This is a genomic window from Leifsonia sp. NPDC058292 (assembly GCF_042880955.1).
GTDB lineage: Bacteria > Actinomycetota > Actinomycetes > Actinomycetales > Microbacteriaceae > Leifsonia.
Window position 1 is genome coordinate 25,480 of sequence record NZ_JBHVYL010000011.1, and the last position, 20,314, is coordinate 45,793.

At 68.7% G+C, this 20,314-nt stretch carries 20 protein-coding genes; 2 read left to right on the forward strand and 18 right to left on the reverse strand.

The genetic code is table 11. The features are described 5' to 3' along the window. Positions 1-64: 64 nt before the first annotated feature. The 7 genes from guaA to ACFVWR_RS08495 form a co-directional block, all read right to left on the reverse strand. The gene (gene guaA, locus ACFVWR_RS08465) at positions 65-1,657 is read right to left on the reverse strand and encodes a glutamine-hydrolyzing GMP synthase (protein ID WP_387210152.1); all 1,593 of its coding nucleotides are present in this window, start codon (positions 1,655-1,657) and stop codon (positions 65-67) included. Further along, the gene (locus ACFVWR_RS08470) at positions 1,653-2,114 is read right to left on the reverse strand and encodes a DUF3817 domain-containing protein (RefSeq protein WP_387210023.1); all 462 of its coding nucleotides are present in this window, start codon (positions 2,112-2,114) and stop codon (positions 1,653-1,655) included. The genes guaA and ACFVWR_RS08470 overlap by 5 nt, the downstream gene beginning before the upstream one ends. A 4-nt stretch (positions 2,115-2,118) precedes the next feature. After that, positions 2,119-2,913, reverse strand: coding sequence for an SURF1 family cytochrome oxidase biogenesis protein (locus ACFVWR_RS08475; RefSeq protein ID WP_387210025.1), 795 nt, complete (start codon positions 2,911-2,913; stop codon positions 2,119-2,121). 45 nt (positions 2,914-2,958) lie between these two features. Further along, positions 2,959-4,332, reverse strand: coding sequence for a cation:proton antiporter (locus tag ACFVWR_RS08480; protein WP_387210027.1), 1,374 nt, complete (start codon positions 4,330-4,332; stop codon positions 2,959-2,961). 2 nt (positions 4,333-4,334) lie between these two features. Further along, positions 4,335-4,865, reverse strand: a complete 531-nt coding sequence (locus tag ACFVWR_RS08485) for a cation:proton antiporter regulatory subunit (protein WP_387210029.1) — start codon at positions 4,863-4,865, stop codon at positions 4,335-4,337. A gap of 90 nt (positions 4,866-4,955) precedes the next feature. Next, positions 4,956-6,791: a glycerol-3-phosphate dehydrogenase/oxidase gene (locus ACFVWR_RS08490; RefSeq protein WP_387210031.1), complete on the reverse strand. Its 1,836-nt coding sequence runs from the start codon at positions 6,789-6,791 to the stop codon at positions 4,956-4,958. Positions 6,792-6,828: 37 nt separating this feature from the next. Further along, positions 6,829-7,947, reverse strand: coding sequence for a GuaB3 family IMP dehydrogenase-related protein (locus ACFVWR_RS08495; protein WP_387210154.1), 1,119 nt, complete (start codon positions 7,945-7,947; stop codon positions 6,829-6,831). Positions 7,948-8,017: 70 nt separating this feature from the next. On the opposite strand from ACFVWR_RS08495, the gene ACFVWR_RS08500 reads away from it, so the two are divergent. Next, positions 8,018-9,163 (forward strand): MalY/PatB family protein, encoded by a 1,146-nt coding sequence (locus ACFVWR_RS08500; RefSeq protein WP_387210033.1) that lies wholly within the window; start codon positions 8,018-8,020, stop codon positions 9,161-9,163. Between the two features lie 10 nt (positions 9,164-9,173). On the opposite strand, the gene ACFVWR_RS08505 is transcribed toward ACFVWR_RS08500, so the two are convergent. The 4 genes from ACFVWR_RS08505 to groES form a co-directional block, all read right to left on the reverse strand. After that, positions 9,174-10,862: an ABC-F family ATP-binding cassette domain-containing protein gene (locus tag ACFVWR_RS08505; RefSeq protein WP_387210035.1), complete on the reverse strand. Its 1,689-nt coding sequence runs from the start codon at positions 10,860-10,862 to the stop codon at positions 9,174-9,176. 95 nt (positions 10,863-10,957) lie between these two features. Beyond that, on the reverse strand, positions 10,958-12,460 hold the full coding sequence (guaB, locus tag ACFVWR_RS08510) for an IMP dehydrogenase (protein WP_387210037.1): 1,503 nt from the start codon (positions 12,458-12,460) through the stop codon (positions 10,958-10,960). Between the two features lie 99 nt (positions 12,461-12,559). Then, a complete protein-coding gene (gene rarD / locus ACFVWR_RS08515) occupies positions 12,560-13,519 on the reverse strand; it encodes an EamA family transporter RarD (protein WP_387210039.1) in 960 nt (319 codons plus the stop codon). 74 nt (positions 13,520-13,593) lie between these two features. Continuing rightward, positions 13,594-13,890 (reverse strand): co-chaperone GroES, encoded by a 297-nt coding sequence (groES, locus tag ACFVWR_RS08520; protein WP_387210041.1) that lies wholly within the window; start codon positions 13,888-13,890, stop codon positions 13,594-13,596. 128 nt (positions 13,891-14,018) lie between these two features. Between groES and ACFVWR_RS08525 the strand changes: the two genes are divergently transcribed. Beyond that, a complete protein-coding gene (locus ACFVWR_RS08525; protein WP_387210043.1) occupies positions 14,019-15,212 on the forward strand; it encodes an SAM-dependent methyltransferase in 1,194 nt (397 codons plus the stop codon). A 75-nt stretch (positions 15,213-15,287) separates the two neighbouring features. Here the strand turns inward: ACFVWR_RS08525 and ACFVWR_RS08530 are convergent, their stop codons facing one another. From ACFVWR_RS08530 to ACFVWR_RS08560, 7 genes are all read right to left on the reverse strand, one after another. Further along, a complete protein-coding gene (locus tag ACFVWR_RS08530; protein WP_387210045.1) occupies positions 15,288-15,887 on the reverse strand; it encodes a DUF4190 domain-containing protein in 600 nt (199 codons plus the stop codon). A gap of 182 nt (positions 15,888-16,069) precedes the next feature. Beyond that, positions 16,070-17,140, reverse strand: a complete 1,071-nt coding sequence (gene tsaD, locus ACFVWR_RS08535; RefSeq protein ID WP_387210047.1) for a tRNA (adenosine(37)-N6)-threonylcarbamoyltransferase complex transferase subunit TsaD — start codon at positions 17,138-17,140, stop codon at positions 16,070-16,072. Further along, entirely contained in the window at positions 17,137-17,640 is a 504-nt protein-coding gene (gene rimI / locus ACFVWR_RS08540; protein ID WP_387210049.1) for a ribosomal protein S18-alanine N-acetyltransferase, read from the reverse strand. Before rimI ends, tsaD begins: the two co-directional genes overlap by 4 nt. Beyond that, on the reverse strand, positions 17,637-18,257 hold the full coding sequence (tsaB, locus tag ACFVWR_RS08545) for a tRNA (adenosine(37)-N6)-threonylcarbamoyltransferase complex dimerization subunit type 1 TsaB (protein WP_387210051.1): 621 nt from the start codon (positions 18,255-18,257) through the stop codon (positions 17,637-17,639). The genes rimI and tsaB overlap by 4 nt, the downstream gene beginning before the upstream one ends. A 9-nt stretch (positions 18,258-18,266) precedes the next feature. After that, positions 18,267-18,812 (reverse strand): tRNA (adenosine(37)-N6)-threonylcarbamoyltransferase complex ATPase subunit type 1 TsaE, encoded by a 546-nt coding sequence (gene tsaE / locus ACFVWR_RS08550; protein ID WP_387210053.1) that lies wholly within the window; start codon positions 18,810-18,812, stop codon positions 18,267-18,269. Next, positions 18,809-19,954: an alanine racemase gene (alr, locus tag ACFVWR_RS08555; protein ID WP_387210055.1), complete on the reverse strand. Its 1,146-nt coding sequence runs from the start codon at positions 19,952-19,954 to the stop codon at positions 18,809-18,811. The genes tsaE and alr overlap by 4 nt, the downstream gene beginning before the upstream one ends. Beyond that, on the reverse strand, positions 19,947-20,309 hold the full coding sequence (locus tag ACFVWR_RS08560) for a holo-ACP synthase (RefSeq protein WP_387210057.1): 363 nt from the start codon (positions 20,307-20,309) through the stop codon (positions 19,947-19,949). The genes alr and ACFVWR_RS08560 overlap by 8 nt, the downstream gene beginning before the upstream one ends. Positions 20,310-20,314 lie beyond the last annotated feature (5 nt).

Here is a 20,314-nt window from a genome sequence, read left to right on the forward strand (position 1 = left end):
GCACCGCAACACGAAGGGGCCGGGATGCGTTCGCATCCCGGCCCCTTCGTCGTTCACGGGAGTACTACTCCCATTCGATCGTTCCCGGCGGCTTCGACGTGACGTCGAGCACGACGCGGTTCACGCCGTCGACCTCGTTGGTGATGCGGTTGGAGATCTTGGCCAGCAGGTCGTACGGCAGGCGCGTCCAGTCGGCCGTCATCGCGTCTTCGCTGGAGACGGGCCGCAGCACGATGGGGTGGCCGTAGGTGCGGCCGTCGCCCTGCACACCGACCGAGCGCACGTCGGCGAGGAGCACGACGGGGCACTGCCAGATCTCGGAGTCGAGGCCGGCGGCGGTGAGCTCGGCGCGCACGATCGCATCCGCGTCGCGAAGCAGCTCCAGACGCTCGTGCGTGACCTCTCCGACGATCCGGATGCCGAGGCCAGGGCCGGGGAACGGCTGGCGCCCCACGATCGCCTCGGGCAGACCGAGTTCGCGGCCGATCGCGCGCACCTCGTCTTTGAAGAGTGTGCGCAGCGGCTCGACCAGCTCGAACTGCAGGTCTTCGGGCAGACCGCCCACGTTGTGGTGGCTCTTGATGTTGGCCGTGCCCGACCCGCCGCCCGACTCGACGACATCCGGGTAGAGGGTGCCCTGCACCAGGAAGCGGATGGGGTCGCCCTCGGCCGCGGCCTCGAGGATGAGGTCTGCTTGAGCCTGCTCGAACGTGCGGATGAACTCACGCCCGATGATCTTGCGCTTGGTCTCCGGGTCGCTCACGCCGGCGAGGGCGTCGAGGAACTGCTTCTCGGCATCGACCGTGATGAGCCGCACGCCGGTGGCTTTGACGTAGTCCTCCTCGACCTGGCGGCGCTCGTCTTTGCGCAGCAGCCCGTGGTCGACGAAGACGCAGACCAGCTGGTCGCCGACCGCTTTGTGCACGAGTGCCGCGGCGACCGCGGAGTCCACGCCTCCCGAGAGGCCGCAGATGACCTTGCCGGTGCCGACCTGGGCACGGATCGCTGCAACCTGGTCGGCGATCACGTTGCCGCTGTTCCACTCGGCAGGGATGCCCGCCGCGCGGTGCAAGAAGTTCTCGAGCACGGCCTGGCCGAAGGTGGAGTGCTTCACCTCGGGGTGCCACTGCACGCCGTAGAGCTTGCGCTCGTCGTCGGCGAAGGCGGCCACCGGGGTGGAGTCGCTGGATGCCAGCACCTGGAATCCCTCCGGCGCGCGGGAGACCGAGTCGCCGTGGCTCATCCAGGTGACCTGCTCAACCGGCTGGCCGTCGAGCAGGATGTTCCCGTCGGTTCTGGCCGACTCGCTGATGCGCACGGCGGTGGAACCGTACTCGCGCAAGCCGGTGTGGGCCACCTCGCCGCCGAGGGCGGTCGCCATGACCTGGAACCCGTAGCAGATGCCGAGCACGGGAACGCCGAGGTCGAAGATGGCGGAGTCGAACTGCGGAGCGCCCTCCTCGTACACGCTCGACGGGCCGCCGGAGAGCACGATGCCCGACGGGTTCTTCGCGACGATCTCGGCCGCCGTCACCGTGTGCGGCACGATCTCGGAGTACACGCTCGCCTCGCGCACCCGGCGGGCGATCAGCTGCGCATACTGCGCGCCGAAGTCCACGACGAGAACGGGCCGGTTGTCTACGGGCTCGGTGCTAATTTGATGCCTCCACGAGGGTCGCTTCTTCGGCCTCCCGGCCGGCCAGATAGGTCTTCACCTGCTTCGTGATTCGCGCTTCGACGAAGAACGACAGGAATGGGATGACGCCGCCGAGGGCGATCGCCACGAAACGGACGAAGTTCCACCGCATCAGGCTCCAGAGCCGGAAGTCGGAGAACAGGTAGAGCACGTACAGCCAGCCGTGGGCGACGAGGATGCCGATGCTGAGGTTGACGCCGGTCGGCGGCTGACCGATCTGCCCGTCGGGGCTGTAGGGCACGAACGCCAGGAAACCGTAGTTGCCGAACGCCCAGAACTCGTACCCGAAGGCGTACTTCAGCAGCATCTCCGCGCAGAGCAGCAGCAGCATGATGCCGGTGATGTACGCGCACACCTGGTAGAGCCGGAGCGCCCCCCGGATCTTGGGAAAGGCTTCGGGCTTGGGGGCGAGGGGCATGGTCTTATTCTACTTTCCCGAGTGGAGCGGCGGATTCGCCCTCCAGCTCAAGCAGTTCGTCTTCCTTCTCCTTGGCGTCCTTCACGAGGCGATACCAGAAGAACACCGCGAACCCGGCGAAGATGATCCACTCGGCCGCGTAGAAGATGTTGAGCCAGTTGAGCGTGCGCTCCTGCACCGGCGGCGGGGAGTCGATCTTCACGAGGCCGGCGGGCGGCGTGGCCTCGACGACGTAGGCGGAGTAGACGTCGCGGCCGTCGACACCCGACCAGAGGTTGTAGAGCGCCGCCACCGACATCGTCGTCATCCGGGTCGGGTGGCTCTTGTCTTTTGGCACCTCCGGCGCCTCCGTCGGCACCAGTCGCCCGACGATGGTCTGCTCGGTCTCCGGCGCGGCGGCGAGACGCGCCATCGCCGCCTTGGCCGTCTTCTCGTCCGCAGCCCACCCACGCGCGACGGCGAGGGCGACCGGCGACGACGAGGCATCCGCGCCGCCGATCGTGACGTGGGCGACCACCCACCAACCCGCGGTGCCCTTGTTGAGGCGACCTTCCAGCAGCTGGTAGTCGGTCGGCACGAACGAGCCATCGAGCGTCACCAGCTGCCCGGTGGCCTTGTCGGTGATCGGTCCGCTCGGCTGGGCCACCTGGCTGAGCGGGAGCACGGTCTCGCTCGGGGCGTCGATCACCTTGCCCGCGTCGATCGCACGTTCCAGCTGCCATTGCCCCAGGGCGGCAAATCCTGCGGCCAGAGCCAGCGCGAGCACGAGCGCACCGATCCAGCGCGGTCGCAGCATCATTCTGAACAGCGTGGTCTCGCCGCTGCCGGTCGTCTCGCTAATGGTTCAATCCCGCTTTCGGTCCCCGGTGATGTCCTGCTGCTGCATGGCCTGCTCGACGACCCGGTCGATGGCGTCCGTCCTGTCGGCGATGCGGTCGTCGGAGTCGAGCCCGGCCGTCGCCGCCTCGACGAGCGCGATCTCCTCGTCGAACATGGGGTCTGCCTGGTTGCCTGCGTCGTCGTCGCGCCTTGCGGCTCGCTTTCGGGACGATCGGCCCGTCCGCAGAATCATCGCACCGATCTTCTCTGAATTTGCTGCGAGCACGGGGCCGATGACGGCCATGACCAGCACGTAGAGACCGGCGAACGGCTGGATGCGCTCGTCGAGCCCGGCGCTCAGCGACAGGGTCGCGAGGATGAGCGCGAACTCGCCGCGGTTCTGCAGGATCACGGTGGTGTTGATGCCGGCCTGAACGCCCAGCCCGTTGATCCACGCGACGAGCTGGCCGGCGCCGATGTTCAGCACGATGGTGAGCACCACCGCGAGCAGCACCGGGATGACGACGTCGGGGAACTTCGCCGGGTTCAGGGCGAGGCCGAAGTTGAGGAAGAAGAACGCGGCGAAGACATCCCTCAAGGGGATCGCGATCTGCTCGATCTTGTTGCGGAACTTGGTCGCGCCGAGCACCAGCCCGATCAGGAACGCGCCGATCGCATCCGTCACCCCGAGAACCTCGCCGATGCCGGCGAAGAGCACGGCGAAGCCGAAGAAAAGGATGGTGAAGAGCTCGTTGTCTTTGGTGTGGAACAACCGCGAGACGAAGCGGCCGCCCCAGCGCGCGATCGTGAACATCACGACCAGGAACGTGAAGGCGATGGCCAGCTTGCCGACGATCGGCCAGAAGTCCGACTCTCCGCTCAGCACCACCGAGACGATCGCCAGATAGATCGCGATGAAGATGTCTTCGACCACGGTGACGCCGAGGATCATCGGCGTCTCTCTGTTCGCCAGACGATTCAGTTCGATGAGCAGTTTCGTCACGATGGCGCTCGACGAGGTGGCCGTCATGCCGGCCACGATGAGCGCCTCCCGCGTTCCCCAGCCGAGCATGAAGCCGAACACGAGTCCGACACCCATGTTGACGACGATGTACGAGCCGCCCGAGATGATGAGCTTGCCGAAGTTGCCGAAGAACTCGTCTTGATCGAACTCGAGCCCCAGGTTGAACAGCAGCAGGATCAGCCCGAAGATGGCGATCAGCTCGATGTAATGGCTGTCGAAGTCGAGGGGGAACCAGCCGGTGTGCGGGCTCGCCAGCAGACCGACCAGCATGTAGATGGGGATGGCGGGGAGTCCCACCAGTTTTCCGAGGCGCCCGAGCACGTAGGCGACGAGCAGCAGGATGCCGAGAACGATGAGGTCAGCGCCGAGGTGCATGCCTATCCTCCGGGCGGCGCGTCGACGGTGGAGCGCACGGGCAGTTCGCCGGACCGGAAGAACGTGAACGCCTTGGCGACCTTCTCGGGCGACCCCGCCACGACGAGCGTGTCGCCGGGGAACACCTTGAAGTCTTGCGAGGGGGCGGGATTCGCGGACTCGTTGCGCACGACCGCCACGACGGTCAGGCCGACGATCCCCCGATCGGCCGGGCTGCCGAGAGGCTGACCCGCGATGTAGTCGTCGTAGTCGACGGAGAACCAGTCGATGCTGAGCCCGGGGATCTGGTCGAGCGCCGTGAGCGACTCGGTGATCTGGGTTCCGCCGAGCAACTCGGCGAGCGTGCGCGCCTCGTCCTCACTGAGGCGGAGCGAGACCTTCGTCACGTCGGCGCCGTCTTCGTGATCAGAGAACGTGATGAGGTCGTTGTGCCCGGAACGGTGCGCGATGACACCGACCTTGCCGCCATCGTCGGTGACGAAGGTGTGCAGCACCCCGACACCGGGCAGCTTGACCCGTCGAACGTCAACCATTTTGCGTCTCCAGAAGATTCGAGGGCGGTCATACAAGAGTACCGGAGCCGCCTGAGGGCGGCTCCGGTCGTGATGGTGTACGGGCGCGACCTACGCGGTCGCCTGCCCGTCTGCCGCCGGCTTGCGAGGCGCCCGGGCGCGGGTGGCCGCCCGCGCGGCCTTCGCCGCTTTCGCCGCCGCGGCGTCCACATCCACGATGTCGGGGGCTTCGAGCCGGATGCGGTCGGCCGACTCGTCGTCGGGCTGCAGCTGGCTGGCGCGCTCGGCGGCGACGCGCTTGAGGTAGGTCTGCACCTCGCGCTCTGTGCGGGCCTTGTCCCAGCCCAGCACGCCGGCCATCAGACGCGCGGCGACCGGCGCGGCCGAGACGCCCCTGTCCCAGGCCTCGATCGAGATGCGGGTGCGACGGGCGAGCACGTCTTCGAGGTGCAGGGCACCCTCGTTCGCGGCGGCGTACACGACCTCGGCTCCGACGTAGTCGTCGGCGCCGGGAAGCGGCTCGGCGAGCGACGGGTCTTCCCGGATGAGGTCCAGCACGTCGGCCGCGAGCGTTCCGTAACGGTTGAGGAAGTGCTCGATGCGTGCGACGTGCAGCCCGCTCTCCTGCGCGATCCGGGAGCGGCGGTTCCAGGCGGCCTGGTATCCCTCGGCGCCGACGAGCGCAATGTCTTCCGTCGTACTCTTGGGGATCTTGCCGTCGAGCGCGTCGACGGCCGCGTCGATCGCATCCTTCGCCATCACGCGGTAGGTGGTCCACTTGCCGCCGGCGATGACGACGAGCCCCGGCACCGAGTGCGCAACGAGGTGCTCGCGGGAGAGCTTCGACGTCTGGTCGGACTCCCCGGCGAGCAGCGGTCGGAGGCCCGCGTACACGCCCTCGACGTCTTCGCGGGTCAACGGCACGGCGAGCACGGAGTTGACGTGCGCCAGCACGTAGTCGATGTCGGCGGCCGTGGCGGCGGGATGCGCCTTGTCGAGATGCCAGTCGGTGTCCGTCGTTCCGACGAGCCAGTGCCGGCCCCACGGGATCACGAACAGAACGCTCTTCTCGGTGCGGAGCAGCAGCCCCATCTTCGACTGGAACCTGTCGCGCGGAACGACCAGGTGGATGCCCTTCGACGCGCGCACCTTGAACTGGCCGCGCTCCCCCACCATCGCCTGGGTGTCGTCCGTCCAGACACCCGTCGCGTTGACGACCTGCTTGGCACGGATCTCGAACCGCTCGTCGGTCTCCAGGTCATGAGCCTGCACGCCGACGACGCGCTCGCCGACCTTCACGAAGCCTTCGACCCGCACCCGCGAGGCGACGTGGGCGCCGTAGTGCGACGCCGTGCGGGCGAGGTTCGCCACGTAGCGGGCGTCGTCGACCTGGGCGTCGTAATAGGTGATTCCGCCCACGAGGGCATCGGAGGCGAGGCTCGGGATGGCGCGCTGCACCTGGCGCTTGCTGAGGTGACGGTGGTGGGGCACGCCGGGAGGACGCCCGCCGGTGTAGGAGAAGATGTCGTAGAGCATCATGCCGGCGCCCACGTAGAACCGCTCGATCACACGCTTCTTGAGCGGGTAGAGGAACCGCACGGGCTTCACGAGGTGCGGCGCGATGCGCTGCAACAGCAGACCGCGCTCGATGAGCGCCTCCCGCACCAACCGGAAGTCCAACTGCTCCAGGTAGCGGATTCCGCCGTGCACGAGCTTCGACGACCGGCTCGACGTGCCGGAGGCGAAGTCTCGCGCCTCGACGAGGCCGACGGTGAGCCCGCGCGTCACCGCGTCGAGCGCGCTGCCCGTGCCGACGATCCCACCGCCGACGACGAGGATGTCGAGCTCGGTCTCCTTGAGCGCCGCTATCGCATCCGCGCGTTCGGCCGGTCCGAGGCGCGTAGCCCCCGAGACGGACGGGTTGGAGGTGGTTCTGGTCGTGACCATCTTTCTCTCCCTCTCCCGGCCCTCTTCGGCCGGGTGATCAACGCGCGTTGTACGGCGCGACGACGACTTCGACGCGCTGGAACTCCTTGAGATCCGAATATCCCGTGGTGGCCATCGACCGGCGCAATGCGCCGACCAGGTTCGCGGTGCCCTCGGCGACCGGAGCCGGACCGTAGAGGATCTCCTCCAGCGGAGCGACCTGACCGACCTCGACGCGGTTCCCGCGCGGCAGTTGCGCGTGGTGCGCCTCGGCACCCCAGTGCCAGCCGCCGCCGGGGGCGTCGGTGGCCCGTGCGAGCGTCGAGCCGAGCATCACGGCATCCGCACCGCAGGCGATCGCCTTCACGATGTCGCCCGAGCTGCCGAGGCCGCCGTCGGCGATCACGTGCACGTAACGACCGCCCGACTCGTCCATGTAGTCGCGGCGGGCGCCGGCCACGTCGGCGACCGCCGTGGCCATCGGGGCGTGGATGCCGAGCGTCGAACGCGTCGTCGACGCCGCGCCGCCGCCGAAGCCGACGAGAACGCCGGCAGCGCCGGTGCGCATCAGGTGCAGGGCCGCGGTGTAGGTTGCCGCGCCGCCCACGATGACGGGCACATCCAGTTCGTAGATGAATTTCTTGAGGTTGAGGGGTTCGGCGTTCTTCGACACGTGCTCGGCGGAGACCGTGGTGCCGCGGATGACGAACAGGTCGACGCCGGCGGCGACGACTGTCTCGTAGAGCTCCTGCGTGCGCTGCGGCGAGAGCGCGCCGGCGACCGTGACGCCGGCCTCCCGGATCTCGGCGAGGCGGCTCGTGACGAGCTCGGGCTTGATCGGCTCGGAGTAGATCTCCTGCATCCGGCCCGTCGCCTTGGCCGCGGAAAGACCGCGGATCTCGGCGAGCAGGGGCTCGGGGTCTTCGTAACGGGTCCAGAGCCCCTCGAGGTCGAGCACCCCGAGGCCGCCCAGCTGGCCCATCATGATGGCCGTCGTCGGCGAGACGACCGAGTCCATCGGAGCGGCGAGGAAAGGGATGGAGAACTGGTACGCATCGATCGACCACGAGACGGACACGTCTTCGGGGTCACGAGTGCGCCGACTCGGCACCACCGCGATGTCGTCGAAGGCATAAACGCGGCGAGCGCGCTTGGCGCGCCCGATCTCAATCTCCATACTCACGAACTCAGTCTATGGCGAGGCCGAGGGGGATGCGCCCCCGGGCCGACCCGGGCAGAGTGGAGCCATGACGATCGAAGCCGACTCCCTCGAGAAACTCCGCACCAGGACGAGCGAGAAGTGGCGGGCCTATCCCGACGACGTTCTCCCCCTCTTCGTTGCCGAGATGGACTACCCGTTGGCGCAGCCGATCGCCGACGCCCTGATCGCCGCGGTGCGCCGATCCGACACCGGGTACATCGGTCCCGACGGCCGCGCGAAGCACGCTTTCGCCGAGTACGCCGGCGACGCCTGGAACTGGGCGGTCGACCCCGCTGGTCTGACGACGTCCACCGACATCAGCACGGTGATCGTCGAATCCCTGCGTCTGCTGATCGAACCCGGCGACCGGGTGGTGATCACGCCTCCGGTGTACCCGCCGTTCTTCGGGATGGTGACCGAGGCCGGCGGCGTCGTCGACGAGGTGCCGCTGACCGTCGGCGACAGCGGGTGGGCGCTCGATCTGACCGGGCTCGAGCGTGCGTTCGCTTCGGGAGCGCGGGCCTTCCTGCTCTGCAATCCGCACAACCCGCTCGGCCTCGTGCACACCGCGGCCGAACTCTCGGCCGTCGCCGACCTGGCCGCACGCTACGGCGTTACCGTGGTCAGCGACGAGGTGCACGCGCCGCTGACGCACTCCGACGCATCCTTCACCCCGTTCCTGTCGGTGTCCGACGCCGCAAGGGAGGTGGGCATCGCCGCCCACTCGGCGAGCAAGGCATGGAATCTCGCCGGGCTCAAGTGCGCGCTCTTCGTCGCGGCGAGCGAGCGCACCCAGCGCATCCTCGACCGCCTCCCCTTCGAGGTCGAAGAGCGCACGAGCCTGTTCGGCGCCATCGCCACGCAGGCCGCCTTCCGCGACTCACGGGACTGGCTGCGGGATGTGCTGGTCGCGGTCGAAGACAATCGAGCGTTGCTGACCCGCCTGCTCGACCACTACCTTCCCGAGGTCCGTTACCGCGAGCCCCAGGCCAGCTACCTGGCCTGGCTCGACTTCCGCGCGCTCGATTGGGGAGTCGACCCGAGCGCGCTCGCACTCGACGAGGCGCGTGTCGCGTTGGTGCCCGGTCCGGACTTCGGCGAGCAGGGTCGCGGCTTCGCTCGTCTGAACCTCGCCTGCTCCCCCTCGGTGCTCACCGAAGCCGTCCTCCGCCTGGCCGCCGTCACCCCCTAGCGCTTCGAGGTCAGCGGGAGCGGGAGACGCGCGACTCGTCCCAGACGGGGGCGTCGGATTCGTAGACGGCGCCGTCGGCGCCGAACACGAGGAAGCGGTCGAATCCGCGAGCGAACCAGCGATCGTGGGTGACGGCGACCACCGTGCCCTCGAAACCGCGGAGCCCCTCCTCCAGCGCTTCGGCCGAGACCAGATCGAGGTTGTCGGTCGGCTCGTCGAGCAGCAGAAGCGTGGCGCCCGACAGCTCGAGCAGCAGAATCTGCAAGCGTGCCTGCTGACCGCCCGACAACGACTCGAACGTCTGCTCGCTCGACGACGCCAGGCCGTAGCGGTCGAGCACCCGGCTGGCGGCATCCCGCGGCAGTCCGTCACGGAAGTCGTCGCCACGATGCAGGATCTCCAGGAGCGTTCGACCGACCAGCTCGGGATGCTCGTGCGCCTGAGCGAACAGACCGGGCACGACCCGCGCGCCCAGCTTGGCCACTCCGGTGTGCGGCACGGGTGTCCCCACCTGGTCGGCGGAGGCGAGATGACCGGCCGCCGGGTCGGGATCGGTGCCGCCCGACGCCAGCAGACGCACGAAGTGCGACTTGCCCGAGCCGTTCGAGCCCAACACGGCCACCCGCTCACCGAACCAGATCTCGGCGTCGAACGGCCGCATGAGACCGGTCAGTTCGAGGTCGAAGCACTCGACGACGCGGCGTCCTGTCCGCGCGCCGGTCAGCCGCATCGTGACGTTCTGCTCGCGCGGGCGCAGCTGCGGCGGGCCTGCCTCCTCGAACTTCGCCAGGCGCGTCTGGGCCGCTCGGTAGGCGGGCGCCATGTCGCTGTTGTACTTGGCCTTCTCCCACATCCGCAGCACCAGTGCCTTCAGCTTGGCGTGCTCCTCATCCCACCGGCGCCGCAGCTCCTCCAAGCGCGCCATCCGGTCGTCGCGCGCCTGGTGGTAGCCGGCGAACCCGCCGCCGTGGGTCCAAACGGTGTTGCCGGCCGCGCCGAGCTCCAGGGTGATGATGCGGTCGGCGGCGTTCGCGAGCAGCTCCCGGTCGTGGGAGACGAGTAGCACCGTCTTCTGCGTCGAGCGCAACTGCTGTTCGAGCCAGCGCTTGGCGGGCACGTCGAGATAGTTGTCTGGCTCGTCGAGCAGCAGCACCTGCTCCGGCCCACGCAGCAGGGCCTCGAGTGCGAGCCGCTTCTGTTCGCCGCCGGACAGCGAGCGCAGCCCGCGGAACTGCGCACGCTCGAACGGGATGCCCAGCGCCGCCATCGTGCAGTGGTCCCACACGACTTCGTGGTCGTATCCGCCCGCGTCCGCGTACTCGGCGAGCGCCGTAGCGTACGCGAGCTGGGTGTCGGTCTCGTCGCGCTCGACGATCGCGTCCTCCGCGCGCGACAGTCGCTCCGCAGAAGACCGCACCACCGGCGGCGCCACGGACACGAGCAGGTCGCGCACGGTGCGCTCGTCGCGCACGTGCCCGACGAACTGATCCATGACCCCGAGACCGCCATCGATCCCGATGCTGCCGGCATCCGGTTTCAACTCGCCGCGGATGATGCGCAGGAGGGTCGACTTTCCCGCCCCGTTCGCGCCGATCAGGGCCGAGACGGAACCCTCGCCCACGCGGAACGATACGTCGTCGAGCAATGGCCTGCCATCGGCCAGCGAGTAGCTGACGGCCGAGACGTCGATGTAACCCACGGAAAATCCCTCATCCGATGCGAGCCCCGCAACAGGGCGCCCGCGTCGAACGAGCCTTCCAGCCTACACGGTGTGCGGGCGCTGGCGGCGGGGCGTCAGCTGCGGTAGTTCGGCGCCTCCACGACCATCGCCACATCGTGCGGGTGCGACTCCTTGAGCCCGGCCGGGGTGATGCGCACGAACTTGCCGCGCTCCTTCAACTCGGGGATGGTGCGGGCGCCGACGTAGAACATCGACTGACGCAAGCCACCCAGCAGCTGGTAGGCCACAGCCGAGAGAGGCCCGCGATACGGAACCTGACCCTCGATGCCTTCGGCGATCAGCTGCTCGTCGCTCGGCACATCCGCCTGGAAGTAGCGGTCGCGGGAGTAGGAGGTCTTCTTGCCGCGGGTCTGCATCGCGCCGAGCGAGCCCATGCCGCGATAGTTCTTGAACTGCTTGCCGTTGACGAAGACCAGGTCTCCGGGCGACTCCGCGGTTCCGGCGAGCAGCGAGCCGAGCATGACGGTGTCGGCGCCGGCGACGAGCGCCTTCGCGATGTCGCCCGAGTACTGCAGCCCTCCGTCGGCGATCAGGGGCACGCCGGCCGGCCGCGCCGCGAGCGACGACTCGTAGACGGCGGTCACCTGGGGAACCCCGACACCCGCGACGACGCGCGTGGTGCAGATCGAGCCGGGCCCGACGCCGACCTTGATCGCGTCGGCTCCGGCGTCGATGAGCGCCTGGGCGCCGGAACGCGTGGCCGCCTGTCCGCCGATCACGTCGACGTGAGCGGCACGCGGCTCGTGCTTGAGACGGCTGATGATGTCGAGCACGCCGCGGCTCTCGCCGTTCGCCGTGTCGACGACGATGACGTCGACGCCCGCGTCGATGAGGGTCATCGCGCGTTCCCAGCCGTCGCCGAAGAAGCCGATGGCGGCGCCGACGCGCAGCCGGCCCTCTTCGTCTTTGGTGGCGTTGGGGTACTGCTCGCTCTTGTCGAAGTCTTTGACGGTGATGAGCCCCCGCAGACGGCCGTCGGCGTCGACGAGCGGCAGCTTCTCGATCTTGTGCTCGGCGAAGATGGCGACCGCGGAGTCGGGGTCGATCCCGACCGGCGCGGTGATCAGCGGCATGCGGGTCATCACGTCGCGCACGTAGGTGGTGGTGCGCTCGAACGGCGACACGAAACGCATGTCGCGGTTGGTGATGATGCCGACGAGGGTGCCGTCCGGCTCGACCACGGGCAGCCCGCTGACGCGGAACTGACCGCAGAGGGCGTCGACCTCTTCGACGGTGGCGTCGGGGGTCGTGGTGACGGGGTTGGTGATCATGCCCGACTCCGACCGCTTGACCTTGTCGACGTGTGCCGCCTGGTCTTCGATCGAGAGGTTGCGGTGCAGGATGCCGATGCCGCCCTGCCGCGCCATGGCGACGGCCATGCGCGACTCGGTGACGGTGTCCATCGCGCTCGACAGGAGCGGCGCGGAGACGGAGATGCGCTTGGTGAGCCGGGACGAGGTGTCCACCTCACTCGGGATGACGTCTGTATACCCGGGCAGGAGCATCACGTCGTCGTAGGTCAAACCGATGAAGCCGAACGGATCGTGCTGATCCATTTCACCCCTTATGAGTCGAGTGGATATGAGGATCCGCCCGCCACCAGCGCCAACGGATATTCAACTCTAACGGCAGAACCTTGGGGTTCTATTCCAGGATCACTCGATGGTGGCGACGTCGAGCGCGACCTGGCGACGACCCGACCGGGCGGCCACGATCATGTCGACGGTCAGGATGAGCAGTGCCAGCCACACGATGCCGAACCCGAGCCAGCGCTCCGGCGGCATCGCCTCGTGCAGGATGGCGACGCCGACGAGGAACTGGATGAACGGGGCGAAGTACTGGATGAACCCCATGTAGACCAAGGGCAGCCTGCGGGACGCTGCCGCGAAGAACAGCAACGGCACGGCCGTGATCACTCCGGCTCCGACCAGCAGCACCGTGTGCCAGACGCTGATCGTGCCGAGCGTGATGCCGACGGTCGCACCGACGACGATGAGTTGCACGATCGCTACGGGCGTCAGCCACATGGTCTCGAGGGTGAGTCCCGAGACCGCGTCGACCGAGCCGCCGACGCGCTTCTTGATCAGCCCGTAGAAGCCGAACGAGAAGGCCAGGAGCAGGGCGATCCAAGGCAGCGATCCGTACCCGATGGCGAGCACGACCACCGCGACGACACTCACCCCGACGGCCACCCACTGGGCGACGCGCAGCCTCTCCCGCTGCACGATCACTCCGAGGAAGACGGTGACGATCGGGTTGATGAAGTACCCGAGCGCGGCCTCCACGACGTGCCCCGAGACCGTCGCGAGCACATACGTCTGCCAGTTGACGTAGATGAGTGCTCCGGCGGCGCCCATCGTGAACAGCACCCGCTTGTTCGTCAGCAACGCACCGAACACCCGCCACTTGCGGGTCACCGTGAGCAGGATGGCGCAGAAGACCAGGGAGAACAGCACACGCCACGCGACGATCTCGAACGCGCTGGCCGGCACGAGCGACAGGAAGTAGATCGGCAGGATGCCCCACAGCACATAGGCCGAGATGGCGTAGATCAGGCCCGAGCGCCGGTGTTCGGTGAGGGGCTTCTCTTCTGCTGGCTGAACGCTCTGGGACACTCCACAGATCATACGCATGCAGAAGGCCCGGATGCGTTACGCATCCGGGCCTTCTGTCTCGCTGACTTCTGAGGTCAGCGCACGACCACTGCGAGAACGTCGCGAGCGGAGAGCACGAGGTACGTCTCGTTGGAGAAGGTGACCTCGGTGCCGCCGTACTTGGAGTAGAGCACCTTGTCGCCGACGACGACATCGAGCGGCACACGGTTGCCGTTGTCGTCGATGCGACCGGGACCGACGGCGATGACCTCGCCCTCCTGCGGCTTCTCCTTGGCGGTGTCGGGGATGACCAGACCCGAGGCAGTGGTCTGCTCAGCCTCGACCTGCTTGATAACGATGCGATCCTCGAGCGGCTTGATGGAGACCGACACGGTTGACCCCTCTTTCTGACTTCTTGACTAAGACTTGAGTTAGCACACTCACAGTGAGAGTGCTAAAAGGAGTTTAGAGGGTTCGTTAGCAGTCACGCAACGTGAGTGCCAAGAGGTACCGTGATCACATGGATCGGTCCGAGTTGCTGGAAGTGCTCACCCCCGAGGGCCTGAGGCTGCTCGATTCGCTGCCGCCCTACCATTCTGAGCGCGATGTTCTGAAGATGGTCAGCGACCTTCGCAAGGCGGGCCACTCCCCTGCGCTCGTCGCCGCGGTGCTCACTCAGGCGAGGCTGCGCTCGAAGGCTCGCGTCAAGTTCGGCGAGTTCGCCGGCCGGATGCTGTTCACCGAGGCCGGTCTGGAGCAGGCTACGCGTCTGCCCGTCGCCGCCCGGCACGCCACCCGGTTCGCGGCCGCAGGACTCACCAACGTCGCCGACCTCGGCTGCGGGATCGGCGGTGACGCGATGGCTTTCGCCGGGCTGGATCTCGACGTGACGGCCGTCGAGGCCGACGAGGTCACGGCTGCAATCGCGAGCTTCAACCTGGCTCCGTTCGGCAACGCCACCGTGCTGCACCAGAGCGCGGAGAAGACCGACCTGAGGGGCATCGACGGCATCTTCCTCGACCCCGCCCGCCGCACCGCCGGCCACGGGCAGACCTCCCGCATCACCGACCCCGACGACTACTCGCCCTCGCTCGGGTTCGCGTTCGAACTCGCCACCGGGCGGTCCGTCGGCCTGAAGCTCGGGCCTGGTCTCGACCGCGACCTCATCCCGTCGAGCGCCGAGGCGCAGTGGATCTCGATCGACGGACAGCTCGTCGAGATGGGCCTGTGGTTCGGCGCGCTGACCCGGCACGGCATCCGTCGCGCCGCGCTCGTCGTCGACGGAGACGACACGGCCGAGCTCACCGCAGGCTCCGACAGCGAAGACGCCGAGACGACCGACCTCGGCGAGTACGTCTACGAACCGAACGGAGCGGTCATCCGGGCGCGCCTGATCGGCGACCTCGCGCGCAGCCTCGGCGCGGGGATGCTGAGCGACGGCATCGCCTATCTCACCTCCGACGAGGCGAAGAGCACGCCGTTCGCCACGGGATTCCGCGTGCTCGACACCCTCCCGTATCAGGAGCGCGAGCTGAAGCGTGCACTCAAGCAGCGCGGCATCGGCGTGCTCGAGATCAAGAAGCGCGGCGTCGACGTCGATCCTGCGGCCCTGCGCAAGCGCCTGTCGCTCACGGGTCAGAACTCGGCGACGGTCATTCTGACCCGCGTCGCCGGTAAGCACACCGCCCTGCTGGTGGAACGCCTCGAACGCTGACCGTCCGCCACGGGCGCAGCACCGACGAAGGCCGGGCACGCTTGCGCGTCGCCCGGCCTTCGCCGACTGAGTGACTCAGTAGCTGTAGGTGGAGCGTGTCGCCGAGAACGCGACGACGAAGAAGATGATCACTGCCCAGATGATGAGCGAGAACGCGATGCTCACGAATCCGGTGATGATGCCCGTGAGCCAGAAGCCCTTGGCGGCCGGTTCCTTCTTCTTGCCGATGAACCCGAGGATGACGGCGGCGACACCGAACGGGAAGCCGATGCCGTAGACCCAGCCGAGCACGACGCCGATGATGCCGCCCACCATGGACAGGATGCTGAGGATCGGCGACTTCGCCTGCGGGGCGTACGGCTGTGCGTAGCCGGGGGCGGGCTGACCGTAGGCCGGTGCGCCGTACTGCGGCTGGCCGTAGGGCTGCTGCTGACCGTAAGGCTGCTGCGGCTGCTGTCCATACGGCTGCTGCGGCTGCTGTCCATACGGCTGCTGCGGCTGCTGACCGTACGGCTGCTGCGGAGCCTGCTGGCCGTACGGCTGCTGCGGCGGAACCGGCGGCGCGGGCGGCGCAGGAGGCGCGGGCGGCGTGGGCGGAACCGGGGGAACGTTGCCGGTCTGATCGGCGGAGGCGTTGGGGTCCGCCGGGTCGGCGGGCACGTTCGGATCGGTCATGAGGCCAATCTCCTTAGGTAGAAGGACTGCTGAGCGCTGCCATGGTGGCAGGCGGCTCGGGAGGTGTCAACGAATGGCCTCCCCGCACAGCCGCATCCCCACACTATTGCTTCGGGCGCTTCGATCGGCGGAATAGCCCCGAAAACGGCACCGCGGTACCACGCAGGAAAGCGCTGGCCGGCTCAGCGGACGACGTGGATGTCGGTCACCGGAAGCGTGGAGTCGGCCGCGAACGTCAGGCCGCTCGGCTCCCGCCCCGCCATGATCAGCTGGGCTCCGAGCGCCGCGATCATCGCCCCGTTGTCGGTGCAGAGCGAGAGGGCGGGGATGCGTAGCGCGACCCCGGCATCCGCGGCCCGCTGCGCCGCCACCTCGCGCACGCGTGCGTTCGCGACGACCCCGCCGCCGAGCAGCAGCCGGGGAACGTCGTGATCCCGGCAGGCGGCCATCGCTTTCGTGAGCAGCACGTCGACCACGGCCTCGCGGAAGCTGGCCGCCACGTCGGCCACGGGAACGGGCTCGCCCGCATCCTGCCGCTGCTCGACCCAGCGGGCGACGGCCGTCTTGAGCCCCGAGAACGAGAAATCGTACCGGTGCGCTTCGAGGTCTTTCGGCTTGGTGAGCCCTCGGGGAAAGCGGATCGCCTTCGGGTCGCCGCCGACGGCGACGCGGTCGATCTGCGGGCCGCCCGGATACGGCAGGCCGAGCAGGCGGGCGACCTTGTCGAACGCCTCCCCCGCCGCGTCGTCGATCGTCTCGCCGAGCAGCACGACATCCGAGACGAGATCGCGCACGAGCAGCAGAGAGGTGTGGCCGCCCGACACGAGAAGCGCGATCGTCGGCAGCTCGACCGGATGGCCTGGGCCGCCCGCGGCGTCGAGCAGGTCGGCGCCGACGTGGCCGACGAGGTGGTTCACGGCGAACACCGGCTTGCCCAGAGACACGGCGAGCGCCTTGGCCGCCCCCACACCGACCATGAGCGCGCCGGAGAGACCGGGGCCGCTGGTGACGGCGACGGCGTCGATCTCGGACAGCTCGATGCCGGCGTCCGCCACGGCGGTGCGGAGGGTCGGCGTCAGCGCCTCGAGGTGCGCTCGGGCCGCGACCTCCGGAACCACACCGCCGTAGCGCGCGTGCTCGTCCATCGACGACGCGATCGTGTTGGACAGCAGCGTCGTGCCGCGCACGATGCCGATCCCGGTCTCATCGCACGAGGTCTCGATGCCGAGAACGAGAGGGTTCGTGCGATTCATGCTGTCGTCGTCTCCGGAGTCGGGATGGTGAGACGCATCACGATCGCGTCAACGCCGTCGGGCTGGTAGTAGCGGGGGCGCACGCCGATCTCCTCGAAGCCGAGGCCGCGATACAGCGTCTGGGCGCTGGGGTTGTCCGCCCGCACCTCGAGGAAGACCTCGCGGGCGCCGCGCTTGCGTGCCTCGCCGACGAGCGCCAGCATCAGCGCGCGACCCAGGCCGTTGCGACGCGCTCGCGGCGCGACGGCGATGGTCTGGATGTCGCCCTCGATCGCCCCCCGCGGAGCCAGCAGCCCGGCGTACGCGTCGATGCGCTCCGGCTGCTCGGGCTCGAAAGCGACGAGGTAGTAGCCGTGCTCGCCCGCGATCTCCGCGCGCATGGACTCTTCCGACCACGCATCGCTCACGAACGTCGATCGTTCGAGCTCCATGATCGGCTCGACATCGTCGATGGTCGCCCGGCGCAGCTGCCACGCGGCTCCCGAGACCGTGCCGGTCACGCGCTCACCCGTTTCGGCCCGGCCGAGAGCGTCACGTCGGGCGAGCGGAGGTACAGGGGTTCGTCGGGCGCGAAAGGGCGACCGTTCGCGTAGAGGAGTTCGGCGAGCATCCCGAGGGCGCCCGCGGAGATCTGGTGCGCGTCGAAGCGGGTGAGCGAGGGATGCGGCAGGGCGTCGGGCTCGCCCAGACCGGGCCCGTCCTCCCGGATGGGCAGGCCCGTCTCGTCGACGCCGACGTAGGCCGACCAGTACAGCTCGCGGCGGCGCGCATCCGTCACCACGAGCAGCCCTCCCTCCTGACCGGCGGCGTAGCGCTCGAACGCGACCGCGTCGTGACTCACGACGGGAACGAGCGGCTTCGCGGCGCCGAAGGCGAAGGCCTTGGCCGCGGCGATGCCGACGCGGAGCCCGGTGAACGGGCCGGGTCCCATCCCGGCGACGACGCCCGACAACGACGAGACCGCGACTCCGGATGTGCGGAGCACCTCGTCGATGAGCGTGCCGATCACCTCGGCGTGACGCATGGTGTCGGCCTCGGAGGCCTCGGCGAGCACCCCGCCGTCACGGTCGACCACCGCGACGCTGGTGCCGGCTGAGGTGTCGATCGCGAGAAGCATGGTTCCAGCCTAGGCGAGCCAGCGGGGCCCGTAGCCGGTCACGGTGACCCGGCGGGGCTCCTCGGCGTCGAGGGCGTCATCGCGGTCGGCGTCTTCGATGTCCTCGTCTTCCGCCGGATCGTCGTCCGCCGGCAACGGAGCCTGCTCCGAGCCGCCCGTCGGGCGCACGATGTCGATGTCGAGCCACGACTCGGCGACGCCGTCGAGCATCCCGCTGCCCCACTCGACCACCACGATCGAGCGCGCGAAGTCGATGTCGAGATCGTCCAGTTCGAGCGCGCTGCTGAGCCGGTAGGCGTCGACGTGCACCAACGGCGCTCCCCCGACGAGACTCGGATGCGTTCGGGCGAGCACGAAGGTCGGGCTGGTCACCGGGCCGCGCACCTGCAGACCGTCGCCGATGCCGCGGGTCAGGGTGGTCTTACCGGCGCCCAGCGGGCCGTTCAGCACCACGAGATCGCCCGCGCGCAGGATCCCCGCGAGCTCGATGCCGAGCGTGTGCATGGCAGCGGAGTCGGGGATCACGCGGGTGGTCGGGGGCCACAGGCCAGTCATGACGGCTCCGGGTATGTGCGGCGCACGCGAGCCCCGATGCGGGTCACGATCTCGTAGTTGATCGTGTCGGCTGCGGCCGCCCAGTCTGCGGCAGACGGCGCCCCGGTGACCGGGTCGCCGAAGAGTACGACCTCATCTCCGACCTGCACCGCGGCGTCGCCCACGTCGACCACGAACTGGTCCATCGCGACGCGCCCGCTGATCGTGAAGGTCTTCTCGCCGATGCGCACCGGCGCGCGGCTCGACGCGTGACGCGGGATGCCCTCTGCATAGCCGAGCGGAACCAGGGCCAGCGTCGACTCGCTCGTGGTGCGGTACGTGTAGTCGTAAGAGACCCCGGTGCCCGCCGGCACCCGGCGCACGGCGGCGACGCGACCGCGCAGGGTCATCACGGGTGTGAGGCCGAGGTCTGCGCTCGAGGCGTCTTCGAAAGGCGAGAGGCCGTAGATGGCGATGCCGAAGCGCACGAGGTTGAACCGTGCCTCCGGGATGCGGAGCGCGGCGGCCGAAGCCGCAAGATGCCGTAGCTCCGGGCTGAGACCGGCGGCTTCTGCGGCGTCGAGGCCGCGGGTGAAAGCTTCGACGGCAGCGGCGTCGTCGTCGGGCGACGCGTTCGAGACGTGGCTGAAGATGCCGCGCACGCGCACATCGCCCGCTCCCTCGAGCTCCGCCGCGCGGGCGAACACCGCAGCCCACTCGGGCTCGGAGATCCCGTTGCGGCTCAGTCCGGTCTCGAGCTTGAGCTGCACGAACGCCGGGCCTTGCTGCCGTCCGGCGGCGACCGACGCGCGGCGCGCTTCGGCGACCGCGTCCAGGTGAGCGATCGAGCTGATGCCGAGGTCGATGCCCGCCTCGATGGACGGCCCGAAGTCGATGCCGGGATCGTGCAGCCAAGCGAGCACCGGGGCGTCGATCCCGGCTCGCCGCAACTGCAGCGCCTCCGTCACGTCGGCCACGCCGAGCCAGTCGGCGCCGCCGGCCAGCGCAGCGCGTGCGCACTCGACCGCACCGTGACCGTAGGCGTTCGCCTTGACCACGGCCATCACGTGCTCGGTGCCGACGACCTCCCGGAGGTGCGCGACGTTCGACGTGAGCGCGGCGAGATCGATGACCGCTTCGCGGAAGACGGGTGAATCAGCCACGGTCGTCCCGTTCGGCGACCACGAACGCGGTCGCAACCCCCGCATCGTGGCTCATCGTCACGTGGATGTGGGAGATCCCGCGAGCGCGCACATCCTGTTCCACCACGTTGTGCAGCACGAAGCCCGGGTTGCCCTCGCCGTCGGCGACGATCTCCATGTCGTGCCAGCGCACGCCCTCCGAACCGCCGAGGGCTTTGATCAGTGCTTCCTTCGCTGCGAAACGCGCGGCGAGCGAGTGCACCGGAAGAAGCCGCTCCGCCTCGGTGAAGAGCCGCTCCCGGAGGCGTGGCGTGCGGTCGATGGCCCGCGTGAAGCGCGCCAGATCGACCACGTCGACCCCGATGCCGGCGATCATGAGCG